Below are 18,179 nucleotides of genomic sequence, written 5' to 3' on the forward strand. Positions count from 1 at the left end.
CGCTTATTAGTCTTATCGATGCTTTACAGCAAACTTGCTAACAAGTGACGCCAAATAGTGGCGTCCCCAGGGGGATTCGAACCCCCGTTACCGCCGTGAAAGGGCGGTGTCCTAGGCCTCTAGACGATGGGGACTAGTACAACGCTTCAGCTGCTTTCACCATTTATGCTGAAGTGGTGCGTATTCTAATAGCGTCTACGTTTTCTGTCAAGCCTTTTTCTTCGTCTTTTTAAAATTAAATATCTTTTCTTGAGTGCACGACGTGGATGTAGGTCATTACGCTTTAAATGATAACGGATCCATAACGATGTACAAGTGCTAATGGTTAAAGCGAGGAGCATATAACCGATGATGGTTGCCCATAACTTAAACTGTGGATCCATAGCAAATTCCCTTTCGTTAAGCTCAAATAATCCATAACAGGTTATGAACTATAAATAGCACTATTAGTTGAGTTTAACAATGTAGGACATGTGCTTTATGTTATTTTCTATCTCTATCAGTTACTTATAATGCGGTGTCTGCCGCGCTATCTTCTGGCATCTCCGAATTGCTCTGTTCGACATGCATCGCATTAGCTAGCATAGGGTAGCTGTTCAGGATATGACAAAAGAGCTCGGCAGTCTTTTGGGTATCATAGAGCGCTGAATGAGCGTCTTTGCCATCAAAGTCAAGCCCTGCCGCTTTACAGGCGCGTGCCAGTACGGTCTGCCCAAATGCCAACGCAGACAGCGTCACAGTATCAAAAACTGAGAAGTTATGAAACGGGTTATGGTTTTTGCTATTGGTACGCAGCACCGCCGCATTTAAAAACGCCAAGTCAAAGTGCGCATTGTGTCCAATTAGGACGCATTGACGGCAGTCCTCAGCACGGCGCACTTCTTTTAAGCCTTTAAAAATACGGCGCAGCGCTGTTTTTTCATCTTCGGCAATGGCTTTACGTAGTGGGTTTTTAGGATCAATACCAGTGAAGGCAAGGGCGCTTGGCTCGAGATTTGCGCCTTCAAAAGGCTCGATATGAGCATTGAAAGCCTCGCCTGGATAAAATATTCCCTGCTCATTCAGTAGCACAGGAATACAGGCAATCTCTAATAAGGCGTCAGTTTGCGCATTAAAGCCCGCAGTTTCCACATCGACCACAACAGGTAGAAACTTACGAAACCGCTCTTTTAAGGTCATGGGTGTTTGTTGGTCTGTGTTGCCATCGATCGTATTGGTTACATTGTTTTCAGGTAGGGCAGCATCGTTTTGAATGGTCATATCAAGTTAAATCACTTTTATCAGTCGTACTGTGGCATTGAATTAAAAATTAAAGAGTTGAATTAAAGTATTGAAATAAAAACTACTAAAAACAAACATCCTATGATACGAGTATTGCTCTTGCTAAGGATATTGCCTTTTTAGCAGAAAAGCATTATCTATCATAGGATAAAATGCAGAGGGTTTTACATCGTTGCTGTTAGGCTTTAATAGACCAAGGTAACATCTCGCCAGCCATTAATGGCGTTAACGACGAGCCATCAAAGTAAGGGTAGTTAGTTGGTACTTGCATCGGCGTATTTATCAAAGTAATAGTGCTTTCATGAACAGGTAGGCCATAGAACTGAGCGCCAAAGCGGCTCGCAAACCCTTCTAACTTGTCTATTTTACCCACGCTATCAAAAGCGGTGGCATATAGCGGTAGTGCAGTAGCGGCGCTGTAACAACCAGCACAGCCGCAAGCAGATTCTTTCGCGTCCGTCGCATGAGGTGCAGAATCCGTGCCTAAAAAGAATTTCGGATTGCCACTGGTGGCCACATCCAACAATACTTTTTGATGGCTTTCACGCTTGAGGATAGGCAAGCAATAAAAATGTGGTTTGATACCACCGACCAACAAATGATTGCGGTTAAACATCAGATGCTGCGGCGTAATAGTAGCAGCAACTTGATTGCCTTGCGCTAAGACAAAGTCAGCAGCATCACTGGTGGTGATATGCTCCATCACAATTTTCATGGTTGGAAATTTGAGGATGATTTGTGCCAATACTTCGTCTAAAAAGCGTTTTTCACGGTCGAAAATATCGACATGGTCGTGAGTCACTTCACCATGGAGTAGTAAGGGCAGATTGTATTTTTCTAATGCTTCAAAAACATCGACGCAGGCATTGATATCGGTGACGCCATCAGCAGAGTTGGTGGTTGCACCAGCAGGGTAGAGCTTGACCGCTTGTACGATACCTGATTTTGCAGCCATTTCAATATCGTTTGCCGTGGTTTTATCAGTAAGATACAAGGTCATACGTGGGTCAAAAGCCGCTTTACGCTCAGTGCTCAAATCACTTGCTTGTAGCTGCTGCATGATACGTGCACGATAAGCCTGGGCATCATCGACATTTTTAACAGGTGGCACAAGGTTTGGCATACAAATGACGCGGTTAAAGCTCTCGGCGGCATGAGGAACGGTGGTTGCTAACGCTTTATCATCGCGCAAATGAATATGCCAATCATCTGGCTGGAGGATGGTTAATTCTCTAATCGAATCAGTCATGGTGTCATCGCGCTCTATATCGTCATATACGGGAGTAAAAGGAAGTCTTGCTGTGCCGCTATCATAACAGATTTGCCTACTTGACTAAATATGCGGCGAAATATCTGTACATAAATGATAAGCGATTTTTTGCCCGATTAACTTTAGCTAGAGTTTTTAGAATGTGGTTAGAAATGATGGTTGATTAAGTTGTCTGATATTTTAAATAAGCCTATTTCTAGAATTAACCTCAAATATAAGGGAAAACCTAGTAGCTGATAGCCGTGCCACTTTTGCCGTTAGTAAATATGATGTACACTGAGTAGGCAATCTGTCTTTTATTGATTTCATCCCCTCATTCGCATTTTACGTCCCATTAAATGTATTCGACAATAAATTCTTATATTAGGAGTTCTTCATGGCTCAGCTTGATCCAAAAACTATTAATAAAATCGTCTTGGCATATTCAGGTGGTCTTGACACCTCAATCATCGCCAGATGGCTACAAGAAACCTATGATGCAGAAGTGATTACTTTCACCGCTGACATCGGTCAAGGCGAAGAAGTTGAGCCGGCACGTGCCAAAGCTGAAGCGATGGGTATCAAACATATCCATATCGAAGACTTACGTGAAGAATTTGCCCGTGACTACGTATTCCCGATGTTCCGTGCCAATGCCATATATGAAGGCGAGTATCTGCTAGGGACTTCTATCGCGCGTCCACTAATCGCTAAGCGTTTGGTTGAAATTGCTAAGGAACACAACGCCGATGCCATCAGTCATGGTGCGACCGGTAAAGGTAACGACCAAGTACGTTTTGAGCTTGGCGCGGTTGCACTATCTCCTGACGTTGTAACCATTGCGCCGTGGCGCGAGTGGGATTTATCAAGCCGTGAAAGCTTGATGAAATATGCTGAAGAACATAATATTGCTATCGATTATGCCGGCAATAAGAAAAAATCTCCGTATTCAATGGACGCCAACTTACTGCATATTTCTTATGAAGGCGGCATCTTAGAGGATCCATACGCCGAAGCAGAAGACGATATGTGGCGTTGGTCAGTCAGCCCAGAAGAAGCACCAGACGAAGCACAATACTTAGAGCTAGAATACAAACAAGGCGACATCGTTGCTATCGATGGTGAAGCGCTTAAGCCTTATGAAGTTATGATTAAGCTTAATGAGATTGGCGGTAAGCATGGTATCGGACGTTTAGATATCGTTGAAAACCGTTATGTCGGTATGAAATCACGCGGCTGTTACGAGACGCCAGCGGGTACCATTATGCTAAAAGCGCACCGCGGTATCGAATCATTGACCCTAGATCGTGAAGCGGCGCATCTAAAAGATGAGTTGATGCCACGCTACGCTAAGATTATCTACAACGGCTATTGGTTTAGCCCTGAGCGTATGATGCTACAAGCCTTGATTGACAAATCACAAGAATATGTCAACGGTACAGTACGCGTCAAATTATACAAAGGTTCTGTAAGCGTCGTTGGTCGTAAGTCAGATGACTCACTATTTGACGAAAAAATTGCTACTTTTGAAGACGATGCTGGTGCTTATGATCAAAAAGACGCCGAAGGTTTCATTCGCTTAAATGGTCTACGTTTAGCGATCGAAGCCAGCCGTGGTCGTGATTTATCGAAGTAAGCAATTTGTGCTAAATAAAGCATAAATGTAAAATATGAATAAAAAAAGGCGCTATATTAATAGCGCCTTTTTTGTGGGGTTTTTTGAAGGTTTTTCTCAATACTATTTTAGCTACTTAAGTAACTATGTACTAAGTGTTTCCATTTATCATTGAGTCACCTCTGGTGCCTCAGCATCAGCCTCATCATCGTCTAACATAACAATGGCCACATCTTGCTGTTGACGATCTTCTATAAGCTCTTGTTCTATCACCTCTTTTGTCGCCAACAAGACGCCGTCAGATTTTTGGTTTTGATATTTGAGAGCGGCAAGCCCTCCGAGAATTCCGAGAACAACAATAATAATCAGGATAACGGGATTTTTCCAGAGAGGAATAGATGCGTCGTATTCAATGGGCTTTTCACTGGTGGTGGTCGGTGTATTATCGTTATTGCCACCGATTAAGCCCAAACTGACCAAAGGCGGTTTCGGTGCGCTGGCAGGTTCAGAGGTGATGCGTAGTCGGTTACGTTGTAAGTATATTTCTGAAATCTTGGCCAGTTGCAGCAGCCAGCGTTGGTGTGGCAAGCTGATAGCGGTCATTTCTGCAAACATCAACAAATCGTTATGTTTGCCTTGTTGGGCATTTGCAGAGGAGCGCCCGATGACTTTTAAATAATTACTCGTCGCTAGTTGCATATCTTGCACAGGCTGTTGATTTTCAGGCTTGAATGTCGTTAATTCATGCCAGTAAGGATTGAAAGATGGCGGGGTACCAGTGAGCTCTGCTGTGCTTAATAAGGTACGTTCCGTGTTAGGAGTGTTTTCAGCTTCTGCTTTTATTTCTTCTGCCGAGTTTAAAGCGGCTTCAATCGATGCGGTCGGACCCTCATCAGCCTCATTCAATTCAACAGAAACTGACGTTGGATCATTGGCGGCAAAACGAGCAGCGAATAAAAACTGTGGTTGTAAGGCGAACCATTTATCCATCTCGTCATTATCAAGTTGGCTATATTCGGCTAAAATAGCCAGCTCACGTAAGGCTATCACGCATAGAGAGGTGAGGAGTATCTGTACTTGCTGAGTCGTTGCGTCAATCTGTTCAGCAATATAATCACTCGCTTTAATCACACGGGCATTATCATAGAATATGGCATCCGCCGCTTCATGGCGATGATACAACGTCGCATTAATGGTCGAAAAATTCATTGAGTTATATTGGCGTAGCTCTTTGACAGCGCCGCGACCAAACAGCTTTTTGCTCACGGCTTGCCCATCATTGTGCTGCTGATAAGCAAGCAAGGCACTGACAATAGCCTGCAAACTGGCATCCATCGCCAGTCGAGCTTGTGGTAATGAAAGCTTGGCAGCATCTGCCAATAATGACACCATCGGCTTAGTATCTTGATAGAGAAAATCATACATCGACACACGTGTCGGTGAAATAGTCGTCATAATCTGCTAGCATCAAAAAATGTGCCCCTATATTACGGTGCCAAAGGCCTTGATACAATCCCTTAATAATAGAAAAATTCAATCAACTTACTCATCACGCGGTCAACAATGACATCCATTAGATCAATGACCGCCGGAATCTATTTATGACAAATAATGAAAAACTTACCGAAGAGTTTAACGAAAGTTCTAATGTGCAGTTGGTTATTAATATTGCTCAGCAAACGCTCACGCTCTACCAACACAATAAAGAAGTGACTCAATATACGGTGTCTACCGCTAGAAATGGTATTGGCAGTCAGCAAGATAGCGGCTGCACGCCACTTGGCAAACATTTTATCGCCCAAAAAATAGGTGCAGGTGAACCCATGAATACGGTGTTTGTAGGACGCACACCCACTGGCGAGATATATGATGCAGAGCTTGGTAAGCGACACCCTGAGCGCGATTGGATATTGAGCCGTATTCTTTGGCTAAGTGGTCTCGAAGAAGGTTGTAATAAAGGCAGTAATAGCCAAGGTGGCTGTGATACCTATCAGCGTTATATTTATATTCATGGTACGCCAGATACTGAGCCGATGGGCGTGCCACTCTCGCATGGCTGTATACGTATGCGCAATGAAGATATTGTTGAGCTATTTGAGCACGTGCAAGAGGGCACATCGGTGACGATTATTGCTAATTAACTACTATCCATTAACGGTTTCGGATGAAATTATTTTTACTAAAAAGCTTAAGTAAAACAGAACTACTTCATAGCGTGATTGATAAAATAAACTTTATAGACTATAGATATTATTTAGTATATTGATATAATAGCTTCCTTGTTCATAATTAACGTGTCATGCCAAGCATGGCTCGTTTAATCTACATTCTATTATAATTACAAGGACAATGATGATGTCTAAAGAAAGCCTAGTCACTTTACAACAAGCCTTTGATGAGCGCCGTTCAATATACGCATTGGGCAACGAGCTACCAGTAGCGCCACAAGCGATTGTAAATATAGCAGAGCGGGTTTTATTACATACTCCTTCTTCTTTTAATTCACAATCTTCGCGTTTGGTCGTCTTGTTTGGTGCAGAGCACCAGAAATTGTGGGATATCGCTGAAGAAAAACTGCGTCAAGCAGTCGGTGATGGCGACTTTTCTGGCAGCAAGCAAAAGCTGGATGGCTTCCGTGCCGCCGCTGGTACCGTGCTATTTTATGAAGATAAAAATGTGACCAAATCACTGCAACAACAGTTTGCGCTATACGCTGACAAATTCCCAGTTTGGGCACAGCAAACCTCAGCCATGCACCAGTATGCCATGTGGACAGAGCTACGTACTTTGAATGTTGGCGCCAACCTACAGCACTATAATCCGCTTGTTGATGAAGATGTGGCTAAGGCTTTTTCTATCCCAGATAGCTGGGAATTGGTGGCGCAAATGCCGTTTGGTAATATTGTTGAGCCTGCTGGCAAGAAAACTTATCAGCCAGTCAATGAGCGTATGAAAGTATTAGGCTTATAAAAGAGCTAAGCTCATACAAGAACTGGGCGTAGCAAATGCGTGCTAATTTTTGATGTATGATTGACTGAGTCGAGTCGTTAAGTTTTCAACATGGCTTAGTTTAGTCATCCAAGCGAAAAAAGCTCTTTAAAAAAAGTACCTTAAAAAAAGACAGCCCATATAAAGTGAGCTGTCTTTTCTATGAAAGAATTTTATCATTCTGCTATGAATATTTTTACTAAAATATTGAGCTGTCTGTCACCTTAGCCAAGCATTTTTCGGTATGCTTATAGTCTATCGCAAGCATTGCCGCAAACCAGCCAGCGCCATATAAGGCATTGATATCAGTCTCTGATTTCAACTGATAGCACTGTTGATATGTTAGATGATTGCGATATTGATTCAAGGCCGTTTGCGCTTTCACCACACGTTTTAGCCAGCGTTTGGTTTTCTTTTTTGACTTTTTCTTATCTAATAAGGGCGCGGCGAATTCACTGATATAAAGTAAGGTTGTTAACTGGTGATGAAGCTCATGAATGGCTTGCTCTTCATCGTTATCATCTATATCAATGTTTTCTATATCGTCATTTTCTACATCAACGTTTTTTGAGTTGATGCTTCCTGAGTCAATATCTTTTGAACCAACACTTTCCAAAGCTTTATTTTTCAAATCATTATTTTCTATAGTGATGCTATCAAAGTCAGCACCCTTTTTACTCTGTAACATTTGCGCTGTTTTGCCAAGCTTCGCATACTGTTTAGATAGCGTTTTTGCCAGCTTATCGATGACGGGTTTATCAGCTTGCGGTTCAAGGCTTGGGTCACTCATGGTAAAAGCAATCAGCTCAAGTAAGGTCAGCTGAAAATCATTGGCGCTGACGGTATCCTTTGGGGTCATCTTTAGCGCATCAATGTCTGCTGTCCAATCGACGATAGGTGCGCCTTGCTGTTGTAAGTCAGGCTCTATGTGCGAGGCGAGATAGGTAAGCTCTCGGTACTCACTCAGTAACGCCGCTGTTTGTTTTAATATTGGTAGCCAGTCTGGATTGATCTCGTCAGAGTAGCTGGCAAATACTTGTAGAGCAGCTTGCAAGCGGGCAGTGCCGATATACAGTTGTAGGATATGGTCATCGTCGTCGCTGCCAGCCACGATAGCACTGCTATTTGGTAGTATTTGCAACAGACAGTTATGCACGGCTGCACGTATAAAAGCAGGTATGCTGCTGTTTTTGTTGACAGTTAGTCGGTTGAGGTCAGCGCCAACCGCTGGGCTATGATTTCGCTCAGTGATTAGCAGACCACCGCGCTCAGCTTTGGTCACCGTAGATAGGCAGAGTTTATAGCGCTTACACCAGGTTTTGGCGGTTGTAAATAAGAAATCGATATCGCCTGATATCAGCTCAAACTCAATTTCTTGAATAGCGGTGCGATAGGTTTCATCATTACCGTGAATAATTTCTCCATAATCGTATGCCATCTCAATATGGTTATTCGATTCATCGTCACTATCATCTACCAGCAATCGGGTAGTGCGCTCTACATCGGTCACATATAGCCGTATGAGTTTTTTGGCCAATTTCTTTAGCTTAAATTTAGCCAGAGCAGGAGCGACAGAGGTGTTTTTATAAATGCTTAAATCAGGCATGAGCGTATTACTCTCGAGCATCGCCTGTACCTGCTTATTATCCAGTACTGCATTGTGTTCTAAACGTGCCGCAATACCGTCGCCGCCTGCTTTGATAGTCTGTACCCAAGCATCGCCTTCTTGACGAATACGTAAGCCAATACCTGCCTGTGCAAGCTGTTGGTCAGGGGTGTCGTAATAATGGGCAGCCAGTTGCGTCACCTCGGAAGATTTGATTTGTGCTTGGCGCAGCAAACCTTTTAGTCTCGACTCTGGTACCAAAAATTTTAGCTCTATCTCTTGCATGATGGCTCCCGATTGTTTTAATAAAATGTCAGTGATTACCATCGTATGAAAGCTACCGGTGAATAACAAGTAAAACTTTCGTTTTGGTTGGCTGACTTAAGCTATATGAGTGCTGAACAGTCACATTACTTATAGCACATAAAAAAGCCGCCCTACAATGTAGGACGGCTTTTTTTATAAATTATTCTTATAAAATGTACTTATAAGTGGTCGGTGATTAGAACTGGTTCATCGTGTTCTTGCCGCCGCCAGCTTTAAGGGCGTTTTCACCAGAGAAGATCTCTTTATGATCATCGCCAAGGTCCGAGCCTGCCATTGCTTGGTGCTTAACACAAGCGATGCCTTCACGGATTTCTTTACGTTGTACACCAGCTGCATAAGCAAGCATACCATCTGCACCGAAGTAGCCTTTAGCAAGCTCATGAACGCTAAGAGCAGTCGTGTGGTAAGTAGGTAGCGTGATTAAGTGATGGAATACACCTGCTTCACGTGATGCATCACGTTGGAAGTTTCTAGCCGCTTCGTCAGCTGCTGTATCAAGTTCAGTACCATCGTAATCAGCACTCATCAAGTCATCTTTATTGTATGCAGAGATGTCTTTACCTTCTTCTTCCCACTGAGCGATAACTTGCTTACGGAAGTTAAGCGTCCAGTTGAATGATGGGCTGTTGTTGTATACAAGCTTGGCTTTAGGCTGTTGTTCTTTAATACGGTCAACCATCATTTTGATGTGTTCTACGTCTGGAGTTGGTGTTTCGATCCATAGTAGATCAGCACCGTTTTCTAGAGCGGTCACACAGTCAAGTACAACGCGGTCGATGTTCGTTTCTTCACGGAACTGATATAGACCGTTTGGCAAGCGAACTGGACGTACTAGTTTGCCGTTGTGCTTAAGCAAGCTGTCGTTTTCGTTTGCGTTTTCTAAAGTCACTTCTTCCATTTCGATGAAGTCGATGTATTTAGAAGCAAGGTCACCTGGCTCATTTGATACTGGAATTTTTTGCGTGAGTGATGCGCCTTCAGAGTCAGTACGAGCAACGATAATACCGTCTTCAACACCAAGTTCTAAGAATGCATAACGAATCGCATTTAGTTTAGAGATGAAGTCTTCATGCGGTACAGTTACTTTACCCGCTTGGTGACCACATTGCTTAGCGTCAGATACTTGGTTCTCAACTTGGATAGCACAAGCACCAGCTTCAATCATTTGCTTAGTTAGCAAGTAAGTCGCTTCTTCGTTACCGAAACCGGCATCGATGTCAGCAATGATTGGCACAACGTGTGAATCAAAGTTTTCGATTTTTTCTAGGATAGCTGAAGTGTCTTGACCGGCTTCTTCTGCAGCGTTTAGCTCACGGAAGTAATCGTTTAGTACCTTAGCATCAGCTTGACGTAAGAAAGTGTAGATTTCTTCAATTAGCTTAGGTACAGAGGTTTTTTCATGCATAGATTGGTCAGGAAGAGGACCAAACTCAGAACGTAGAGCTGCAACCATCCAACCTGATAGGTAGATGTAAGTTTTAGAAGTGGTACCAAAGTATTTTTTCTTAGCGTACATAGTTTGCTGGGCAACAAAACCATGCCATGCACCTAAAGACTGCGTGTACTGAGACGTATCATTGTCATAGTCTTCCATATCTTGACGCATGATTTTTGCAGTATATTTGGCGATATCCAAACCGGTTTTAAAACGGTTTTGTGACATCATACGTGCCGCATCAGTCTCGCTAATGTTCTGCCAGTTACCGTGCTTTTGCTTTAATTCACGTACTAAATCGATCGCTGATTTATATGCAGTTGACATCTATAGTCTCCTTGGTGGGGTGTAAAAAAACGAAAAATTAATTGTTAAAACAATTAAAGATGGGGCAACTAACTTTGTATCTTACTAAAACATAAACCTGATTTTTATCGTCGCCGTAATAAGCTTGTATGAAATAGGATATGAGTGCTTGAATGACAAAGCGAACTAAATATCATTAAAAGTTATCTATCCAACCTTACTTACCCTAAACAAAACTGCCTGTTAATACAAGGCGATTGCTGAACTTGTCAGTTAAAAACTGTTGAGTTTAAAAGGAGTGAGTAAAAATAGTTGTTGACGATCAAGTGATCATAGCTGGCTGATAGCGGTATTTATTAAAAATGTTCTATGCTTAAAAAGCATCTATAAAAGCTTTGAGTATTTATGGGTCAGCGGTGTCATATTTAATGATAAGAGGTGTTACAATAATCAATGCTGTCTATCTATAAAATAGGCGATGAGAAGATAGTTTATGATGGTTTATTGTCCACTCAATCGTATCTGCTATTCCGACTTATTTTCAAAATACTTTTATTATTAAGCGTTTAGACTCATTATATTTAATGCTAAAAGCTTGTTTTTACAGTCTTGGCTGTATTTGGTCTACGGCAATCACTATAACTGCCTTACCAAGATTTATCTAATTTATGATTATTATCTTGGGTATTTTATTTGGTTATAGTGTATATAAAACAATGGCTTATGATGGTTAAACTAGGTTATAATAGAGGTATTCTAGAAGAATTCAGTAAAAAATATACTTATATTATGCTGTTATAGTAGGTTTAGTTAAAATAACAGTGCGAAAAATACCAAGTTTGCTCAAGCTTATTGTGGTATTTATTCTAAGGTAAAGAGAAAAATATATGAATTTGCAGCGGGTTGATTTGAATTTATTGGTACATTTAGATGTGCTGCTTCGCGAAAAAAATGTGACACGTGCTGCTGAGCAGCTTGGCATTACCCAGCCTGCGATGAGTAATATTTTGCGACGTTTACGCAAACTGTTTAATGACCCATTATTGGTACGTTCATCAGAGGGTATGACGCCAACTGAGCGTGCGCTTGAGCTGCAACCACGCATTCGTGAGATACTGGCAGATTTGACGCAAGTGCTTGAGCCGCGTACCGAGTTTCGCCCTTATAGCACCTCCCGCGTTTTCCGTATTATGACTTCAGACTACGCTGAGGCGACTTTGGTGCCAAAACTGGTTAAAGCCCTTCGCTCTGAAGCGCCCAATGTCATTTTAGATTTCTTGACGCCATCTGACGTTTCATACAGAGATATGGAGCAGGGACGGGTAGATTTGGCAATCAACCGCTTTAACGAGATTCCACAAAGCTTCCATCAAGTATTGGTATGGCGTGATACCTTCAGCTGCTTACTATCTTCTGAAAGTCCTTATGCTCATCGCTTCAACCTCAAAAATTATCTAAAAGCCCAGCATGTTTGGGTATCTAAAACCGGTATGGGTGTTGGCTTTGGGGTCAATCCAGAAAAATCTGGCGGACTTGGCTCTATCGATCAGGCGCTGCAACGCTTAGGTCAAAAACGTCAAATCAGTGTTTTTACCCGTCACTATCAAATGCCTGCCATGCTCGCGGCGAACAAGGATTTGGTTGCAACCTTGCCCACTCGGGTAGCAAAAATGCAGGCCAATAACGACAGTATCATCATGGAAGAGCCACCGTTCTTTATTCCTGAGTTTGAGCTGACCATGGCTTGGTCACCCTTATTGCAACATCATCCGGCCCATCGTTGGTTACGCCAACTTATTATGCATGTGGCACGTCAAATCGTCGATGAAGAAGATAATCCACCACAAGAAATACCAACTATTAATCATTTATTCTAATAGAGTATTGATAATAAGACTGTCATTCAGTAAATCTAAAAAACCAGCCCATGCCTCATGTGCTGGTTTTTTATTTGTTCACTTTCTTATTTATTGAGCTGCTAGAGTTATTGGCTTTTTATATAAATTCGGCTTATGTGAGTTCAATTGCTCTTTATAGCAGTGTCACATTCTTAACATCTTACGCACACTTCTTCATAACTTGTAAAAACTATCGACTGCATGTTTTGCTATGCTCATTAAACGTTAAGAAAAAAGATAACGGAAATAAGCACTGTTAAGTTAAACATACCAATAATGTTGTTTTTAATACTTTTAACTTATTTGCATAAACCTCAATCTAGCTGTTTGTTAGTCATTCATAAGAATCCAGATAGCGCCTGTCTTAACTGCAATTTCCACTCGATAAATAATAAACAAATCAATAAGGATAATAATCATGGCAGATATTACTACTGTGAACCCAGCGACGGGTAAAGATATTGAAAACTACACTTATATGAGTAGCGATGAAGTCAATAAAATTATCGATGCCTCGCACAAAGCGTTTTCAGAATGGCGTTTGGTCAGTGCCGATGAGCGTGCCAAAGTGATTAACTCTATTGGCGAGACATTGATGAAGCATAAAGAAGAACTTGCGAAGCTGATGACAGAAGAGCGCGGTAAGACGTTAGAGGCGAGCTTAGGTGAAGTGGATTTATGTAAAGCGATTTGTGATTTTACTGCTGCTGAAGGTATTGCTGCGCTAGCCGATGATGAGCGCGATATCGAAGGCATTAAGAAAGGTTTAATCAGCTACAATCCTATCGGTATTATCTATGGTATTCAGCCATGGAACTTTCCTGCTTATCAAGTATTCCGCTATACTATTGCCAATCTAATGGCTGGTAATAGTATCCTGCTTAAACACGCTTCAAACGTGACGGGTTCAGGTTTGTTGATTGAAAAAATCATGCACGAGTCCGATCTGCCAAATGATTTATTCCGTACGCTCATCGTTAATCATGATCAGTCTGAGCAAGTTATTGAGCATGAAAAAGTGCGCGGTGTGACATTAACGGGCAGTGATGTCGCCGGTCGATTGGTGGCGCAGCAAGCGGCTAAAGTGTTGAAAAAGACCGTTATGGAGCTTGGTTCGAACGATGCTTTTATCGTGCTAGAAGATGCCGACTTAGACTTAGCGGCTACTACTTGTGCGCATGCGCGTCTATACAATAACGGTGAAACCTGTATTGCTGCTAAACGATTTGTTGTCGTCGATAGTGTTTACGATAAATTCCGTGATCTGGTTATTGAGAAGTTTAAAGGCTATAAAGTCGGCGATCCAATGGAAGAATCGACTGACGTAGGGCCGATGTCAAGCAGCAAGCAACGTGATGAGTTGCATAAACAAGTGCAAGAAAGTGTCAGCAAAGGTGCGACCATTACCTTGGGCGGCGAAGTACCTGATAAGCCGGGTGCCTTTTATCCACCAACGATTTTGGAAAATATCAAACCAGATCAACCCGCTTATAAAGATGAGTTATTTGGTCCGGTTGCAGCGCTCATTCGTGCCAAAGACCAAGACGATGCTTTCCGAATTGCCAATGATAGTCGTTATGGACTCGGCGGTGCTATCTTCTCAAAAGACGAAGAAAAAGCGATTCATTTAGCCCAGCAGCATTTTGACACCGGTATGGTTTACATCAATGGCTATAACTTAGTCAATCCAGGATTGCCATTTGGTGGTGTTAAAGACTCAGGTTATGGTCGTGAGCATGGCGGCTTTGGTATCAAAGAGTTTGTCAACATTAAAGCCGTGCACGTGGTTGGTAAAAAACCTATTTAATTATTAAAATGTTTTAGCCTTGTTTTTTTAAATGCCTCGTTATTAAATAACGAGGTATTTTTTTTGCTATAAATTACCGATCATTTAAGCACATAAAAAAAGCAGAACCAGTTATGGTTCTGCTTTTTATAAAATATAGCTCTATATTTAAAGCTTTAGTGCCTAATTATTTATCCATAGCTTTAAAGGTAAAGCGGGTAAATAAGATGATTCAGCATCATTATGCGGATTATTCAGATCAATGATACCTTTAGCAATCAGTAATATCGTCCATGGTAGCAATTGATGCTCACCCTGTTGTACGCGTGCTTGTAGGCTATCAGCAGTGTCTTTTTGATTGACTTCAAGCAGGGCTTGGGTCAAAACAGCACCGGCATCAAGCTCGGCGGTGACCACATGGATACTACAGCCATGGTGGCGTTCACCAGCTTGTATGGCACGCTGATGGGTATCAAGACCCTTATAAGCAGGCAGCAGAGCAGGATGCAGATTAATCATCGGCGCAGGGGCATTATCGATAAATGCGCCACTTAATACGCGCATAAAGCCCGCTAAGACAATCAAGTCGGGTTGCCAAGCGCTTAGCTGCGCGCTGGCATGGGTTTCAAAGGTTTTGATGCCCATGCGTTTGCCGCTCGCAACGTGTGACAGCACAGCGACTGGAATAGATGCGTCATTGGCACGTGTGATGGCATAAGCGTCTTCACGGTTACTGATGACACCTACTATTTCAATCGGTAACGCCCCAGCTTGCATGGCATTAATCAATACTTGCAGGTTGCTACCACTACCAGATACCAGAACGGCAATGCGTAACGGCTTATTATTAACTTTTGTCTGACTGTCTAACATTAATGGTACACCACCGCATCCGCATCCGCATCCGCTTCACGCTTGACCATCTCACCGATTTGCCAAGCGTTTTCGCCTGCATCATTTAACGTTTTGATAGCAGCTTCTGCTTTATCTTTAGGGACAACGATGACAAAACCAACACCACAGTTAAAGGTACGGTACATCTCGCTTTGCTCGATATTACCTTGGGTTTGTAGCCAAGTGAATAGTTCTGAGAACTTCCAGCTGTTGGTATCAATGCTAGCGGCTAGATTATCCGGTAGTACGCGTGGTAAATTATCGGTCAAACCGCCACCAGTGATATGTGACATGGCATGTAAGGATGAGCTACCAAGAGTGTCTTGCAATGCTTTAATCGCTTTAACATAAATGCGAGTAGGTGCCATTAGTGCGTCTTGAATAGGCTGGCCGTCTAATTGCTCATTGCTAGTAGTAATATCAACGCCGCTGACTTCGATGACTTTACGTACCAATGAATAACCGTTTGAATGCGCGCCACTTGAGGCAAGGGCGATTAATACATCGCCTTCTGCCACGTTTTCACCCGTAATGACTTCTGCTTCTTCGACTACGCCGACGCAGAATCCCGCTAGGTCATAATCATCATCTTGATACATGCCAGGCATCTCAGCCGTTTCGCCACCGATAAGTGCGCAATTTGATAATTTACAGCCTTCACCAATGCCAGTGACAACAGTAGCAGCAACATCGACATCAAGCTTGCCTGTCGCATAATAATCTAAGAAGAATAATGGCTCAGCACCGCAAACCAATAAATCATTGACACACATAGCGACCAAGTCGATACCGATCGTGTCGTGACGGTTTAGCTGTAACGCCAGTTTAAGTTTGGTGCCGACACCATCAGTACCCGAAACCAATAACGGTGAGGTGTAACCAGTCGGAATACGACAAAGCGCCCCAAAACCGCCAAGTCCGCCCACAACCTCAGGACGAGAGGTGGCTTTTGCCACTGATTTAATACGTTGAACCAACGCATCGCCAGCATCAATATCAACGCCAGCATCTTTGTAGCTTAAAGAAGGCTTGTTACTCATGGTCATCTCACAAATTTTATAGGGAATGAAGATCTGTCAATAGAAAAGCGGATTGGTCGTGTTAATTTTGCAGATAGTGCGCGCATTATACCCAAAAATGACCCTCACTCGCAAAGCAACTTAGCAATATTTGGCTGATATTTGAAGAAGATTGATAATAAAGACTCCATAAGGCTCAATAAAAAATTAAGAAACAAAAAATGACTGCTTTTTTGTTGTACTCTGCGATAATAGAACGCCAAAGTCGTTGGCAAAACTTACTGCGACGACAAGGGTAAATATCATTATAAATATAAAGCTATTAACCAGCTATTTCAGTTAACAGACCATCGTACGCCAGTATTTTACATTGACTTAATCGTAGGGTTACCCTCCATGATAAACCAACCCATAGACCCCTTTTTCCGACGCCTATTTATCGTCGTTGCTCTTGTTGTGGCGGTATTTTTATTATATTTGATGATGCCGGTTATTGTGCCGTTTGTCGTTGCTTTCGTGCTGGCTTATTTATTCAATCCGCTGGTCAAGCGCTTATCAAAATACATCAAGCGTTGGATAGCCATTATCATCGTTTATTCGACGATTACGCTAGGCATGGTTCTACTGCTTTGGTGGTTAATACCAACTTTATGGCACCAGTTGCAAGCGGCGTGGGACTACTTACCAAAGGTGTTAACTTGGTACAATGAAGTGGTACGTGGATGGTTTGTTAACAATAGCCGTATTCGCTTGCCAGAGCTTGAGTCAAAAGGCTTTTCTGAAACATTGGTTGAGTATATGCAGACCAATTATAAGTTTGCCGATGCCAGTACTATGATGAGTCAAATACTGTCCTCAAGCATGAATTTTATCAATAGTGCTGGGCTGATTGTATTGGTACCGATTTTGACCTTTTACTTCTTGTTTAATTGGGATCAGCGTTTACAGACATGGAAGATGGCGATTCCAGCACCTTACTGCAAAAAAGTGATAGCGATTGCTCAAGAGTGTGATCGGGCACTGATGGCATTTATTAAAGGTCAATTATTGGTAATGGTGTTACTGGGCGCAATTTATGCGGTACAGCTACAATTGATTGGACTTGAGCTTGGCTTGATTATCGGTATGGTTGCCGGTATTGCCAGCTTTGTGCCATATTTAGGCTTTGGGATTGGTTTTATTGCCGCAATTATCGCCTGCCTGTTCCAGTTTGGCTTAGACTGGACGCATTTGTCATTAATCGTTGGCGCGTTTTTAGTCGGGCAAGCCGCTGAAGGCTATATTTTGCAGCCGTTATTATTGGGCGATAAAATTGGTTTATCTCCTTTATGGGTTATCTTTGCGGTATTGGCAGGGGCAAGCTTACTAGGTTTTGTCGGTATGCTTATTGCGCTGCCAGTATCCGCTGTCCTCAACGTTTTATTCCGTCATTTGTACGCTTATTACCAATCGACTGATTTTTATAAAGGCCGTAAACAATTGGCACTGTTTGATAAAAAATAAATTGATAAGAATTAAATGGCTCAAAAGTAAGGTAAGAAAAAAGTCTGTATTAAATAAGCGTTTTATCACTCATGCTATGTCAATTGCCTAATAATTTTATAGCGCGACTAGGAGTAGCTAGTCGCTTATAAAGGGCATAAATGGGAATTGAGTGGGCTTAATGGGTAAAAGACTTGTCAGTCATTTTGCAAATATGTTATATATAGGCGCAGTATTAACGGTATTGACCGTTACTAGGTTGGCTTTGATAAGGATAAATCTTGTCGAAGCCA

13 protein-coding genes and 1 tRNA gene are annotated in these 18,179 nt (G+C 42.3%); 6 read left to right on the forward strand and 8 right to left on the reverse strand.

What is annotated here, in order from left to right:
• Positions 1-58: 58 nt before the first annotated feature.
• From FQ084_RS01630 to pyrC, 3 genes are all read right to left on the reverse strand, one after another.
• Positions 59-134 (reverse strand) — tRNA-Glu (locus FQ084_RS01630).
• A 373-nt stretch (positions 135-507) separates the two neighbouring features.
• On the reverse strand, positions 508-1,260 hold the full coding sequence (gene rnt / locus FQ084_RS01635; RefSeq protein ID WP_149488898.1) for a ribonuclease T: 753 nt from the start codon (positions 1,258-1,260) through the stop codon (positions 508-510).
• Between the two features lie 199 nt (positions 1,261-1,459).
• Complete coding sequence (pyrC, locus tag FQ084_RS01640) at positions 1,460-2,530, reverse strand: dihydroorotase (RefSeq protein WP_149488899.1); 1,071 nt, start codon at positions 2,528-2,530, stop codon at positions 1,460-1,462.
• A gap of 397 nt (positions 2,531-2,927) precedes the next feature.
• Between pyrC and FQ084_RS01645 the strand changes: the two genes are divergently transcribed.
• The gene (locus FQ084_RS01645; protein ID WP_149488900.1) at positions 2,928-4,166 is read left to right on the forward strand and encodes an argininosuccinate synthase; all 1,239 of its coding nucleotides are present in this window, start codon (positions 2,928-2,930) and stop codon (positions 4,164-4,166) included.
• Between the two features lie 147 nt (positions 4,167-4,313).
• Here FQ084_RS01645 and FQ084_RS01650 read toward each other — a convergent pair whose 3' ends face one another.
• Positions 4,314-5,600, reverse strand: a complete 1,287-nt coding sequence (locus FQ084_RS01650; RefSeq protein ID WP_149488901.1) for a hypothetical protein — start codon at positions 5,598-5,600, stop codon at positions 4,314-4,316.
• 146 nt (positions 5,601-5,746) lie between these two features.
• Here FQ084_RS01650 and FQ084_RS01655 point away from each other — a divergent pair, with 146 nt between their 5' ends.
• Together FQ084_RS01655 and FQ084_RS01660 are read left to right on the forward strand one after the other, a co-directional pair.
• Complete coding sequence (locus FQ084_RS01655; RefSeq protein ID WP_149488902.1) at positions 5,747-6,286, forward strand: L,D-transpeptidase; 540 nt, start codon at positions 5,747-5,749, stop codon at positions 6,284-6,286.
• Between the two features lie 214 nt (positions 6,287-6,500).
• A complete protein-coding gene (locus FQ084_RS01660) occupies positions 6,501-7,115 on the forward strand; it encodes a nitroreductase family protein (RefSeq protein WP_410477320.1) in 615 nt (204 codons plus the stop codon).
• Positions 7,116-7,332: 217 nt separating this feature from the next.
• Here FQ084_RS01660 and FQ084_RS01665 read toward each other — a convergent pair whose 3' ends face one another.
• Positions 7,333-9,024, reverse strand: coding sequence for a CYTH and CHAD domain-containing protein (locus tag FQ084_RS01665; protein WP_149488904.1), 1,692 nt, complete (start codon positions 9,022-9,024; stop codon positions 7,333-7,335).
• 217 nt (positions 9,025-9,241) lie between these two features.
• Positions 9,242-10,828, reverse strand: a complete 1,587-nt coding sequence (locus FQ084_RS01670; protein WP_149488905.1) for an isocitrate lyase — start codon at positions 10,826-10,828, stop codon at positions 9,242-9,244.
• Between the two features lie 866 nt (positions 10,829-11,694).
• On the opposite strand from FQ084_RS01670, the gene FQ084_RS01675 reads away from it, so the two are divergent.
• Positions 11,695-12,684 (forward strand): LysR family transcriptional regulator, encoded by a 990-nt coding sequence (locus FQ084_RS01675; protein ID WP_149488906.1) that lies wholly within the window; start codon positions 11,695-11,697, stop codon positions 12,682-12,684.
• A 439-nt stretch (positions 12,685-13,123) separates the two neighbouring features.
• On the forward strand, positions 13,124-14,512 hold the full coding sequence (locus FQ084_RS01680; protein ID WP_149488907.1) for an NAD-dependent succinate-semialdehyde dehydrogenase: 1,389 nt from the start codon (positions 13,124-13,126) through the stop codon (positions 14,510-14,512).
• Positions 14,513-14,674: 162 nt separating this feature from the next.
• Here the strand turns inward: FQ084_RS01680 and purN are convergent, their stop codons facing one another.
• Entirely contained in the window at positions 14,675-15,364 is a 690-nt protein-coding gene (purN, locus tag FQ084_RS01685; RefSeq protein ID WP_149488908.1) for a phosphoribosylglycinamide formyltransferase, read from the reverse strand.
• A complete protein-coding gene (gene purM / locus FQ084_RS01690; protein WP_149488909.1) occupies positions 15,364-16,425 on the reverse strand; it encodes a phosphoribosylformylglycinamidine cyclo-ligase in 1,062 nt (353 codons plus the stop codon). The genes purN and purM overlap by 1 nt, the downstream gene beginning before the upstream one ends.
• Before the next feature lie 375 nt (positions 16,426-16,800).
• Here purM and FQ084_RS01695 point away from each other — a divergent pair, with 375 nt between their 5' ends.
• On the forward strand, positions 16,801-17,907 hold the full coding sequence (locus FQ084_RS01695) for an AI-2E family transporter (RefSeq protein ID WP_149488910.1): 1,107 nt from the start codon (positions 16,801-16,803) through the stop codon (positions 17,905-17,907).
• Positions 17,908-18,179 lie beyond the last annotated feature (272 nt).

The sequence above is a fragment of the Psychrobacter sp. ANT_WB68 genome, assembly GCF_008369115.1.
Lineage (GTDB): Bacteria > Pseudomonadota > Gammaproteobacteria > Pseudomonadales > Moraxellaceae > Psychrobacter.

Bases quoted from the DNA above. Each gene is read 5' to 3' on its own strand.
- FQ084_RS01695 (WP_149488910.1), top strand. From the start codon at position 16,801: ATGATAAACCAACCCATAGACCCCTTTTTCCGACGCCTATTTATCGTC.
- FQ084_RS01650 (WP_149488901.1), bottom strand. From the start codon at position 5,600: ATGACGACTATTTCACCGACACGTGTGTCGATGTATGATTTTCTCTAT.
- FQ084_RS01680 (WP_149488907.1), top strand. From the start codon at position 13,124: ATGGCAGATATTACTACTGTGAACCCAGCGACGGGTAAAGATATTGAA.
- FQ084_RS01645 (WP_149488900.1), top strand. From the start codon at position 2,928: ATGGCTCAGCTTGATCCAAAAACTATTAATAAAATCGTCTTGGCATAT.
- rnt (WP_149488898.1), bottom strand. From the start codon at position 1,260: ATGACCATTCAAAACGATGCTGCCCTACCTGAAAACAATGTAACCAAT.
- FQ084_RS01675 (WP_149488906.1), top strand. From the start codon at position 11,695: ATGAATTTGCAGCGGGTTGATTTGAATTTATTGGTACATTTAGATGTG.
- purM (WP_149488909.1), bottom strand. From the start codon at position 16,425: ATGAGTAACAAGCCTTCTTTAAGCTACAAAGATGCTGGCGTTGATATT.
- purN (WP_149488908.1), bottom strand. From the start codon at position 15,364: ATGTTAGACAGTCAGACAAAAGTTAATAATAAGCCGTTACGCATTGCC.
- pyrC (WP_149488899.1), bottom strand. From the start codon at position 2,530: ATGACTGATTCGATTAGAGAATTAACCATCCTCCAGCCAGATGATTGG.
- FQ084_RS01665 (WP_149488904.1), bottom strand. From the start codon at position 9,024: ATGCAAGAGATAGAGCTAAAATTTTTGGTACCAGAGTCGAGACTAAAA.
- FQ084_RS01655 (WP_149488902.1), top strand. From the start codon at position 5,747: ATGACAAATAATGAAAAACTTACCGAAGAGTTTAACGAAAGTTCTAAT.
- FQ084_RS01670 (WP_149488905.1), bottom strand. From the start codon at position 10,828: ATGTCAACTGCATATAAATCAGCGATCGATTTAGTACGTGAATTAAAG.
- FQ084_RS01660 (WP_410477320.1), top strand. From the start codon at position 6,501: ATGTCTAAAGAAAGCCTAGTCACTTTACAACAAGCCTTTGATGAGCGC.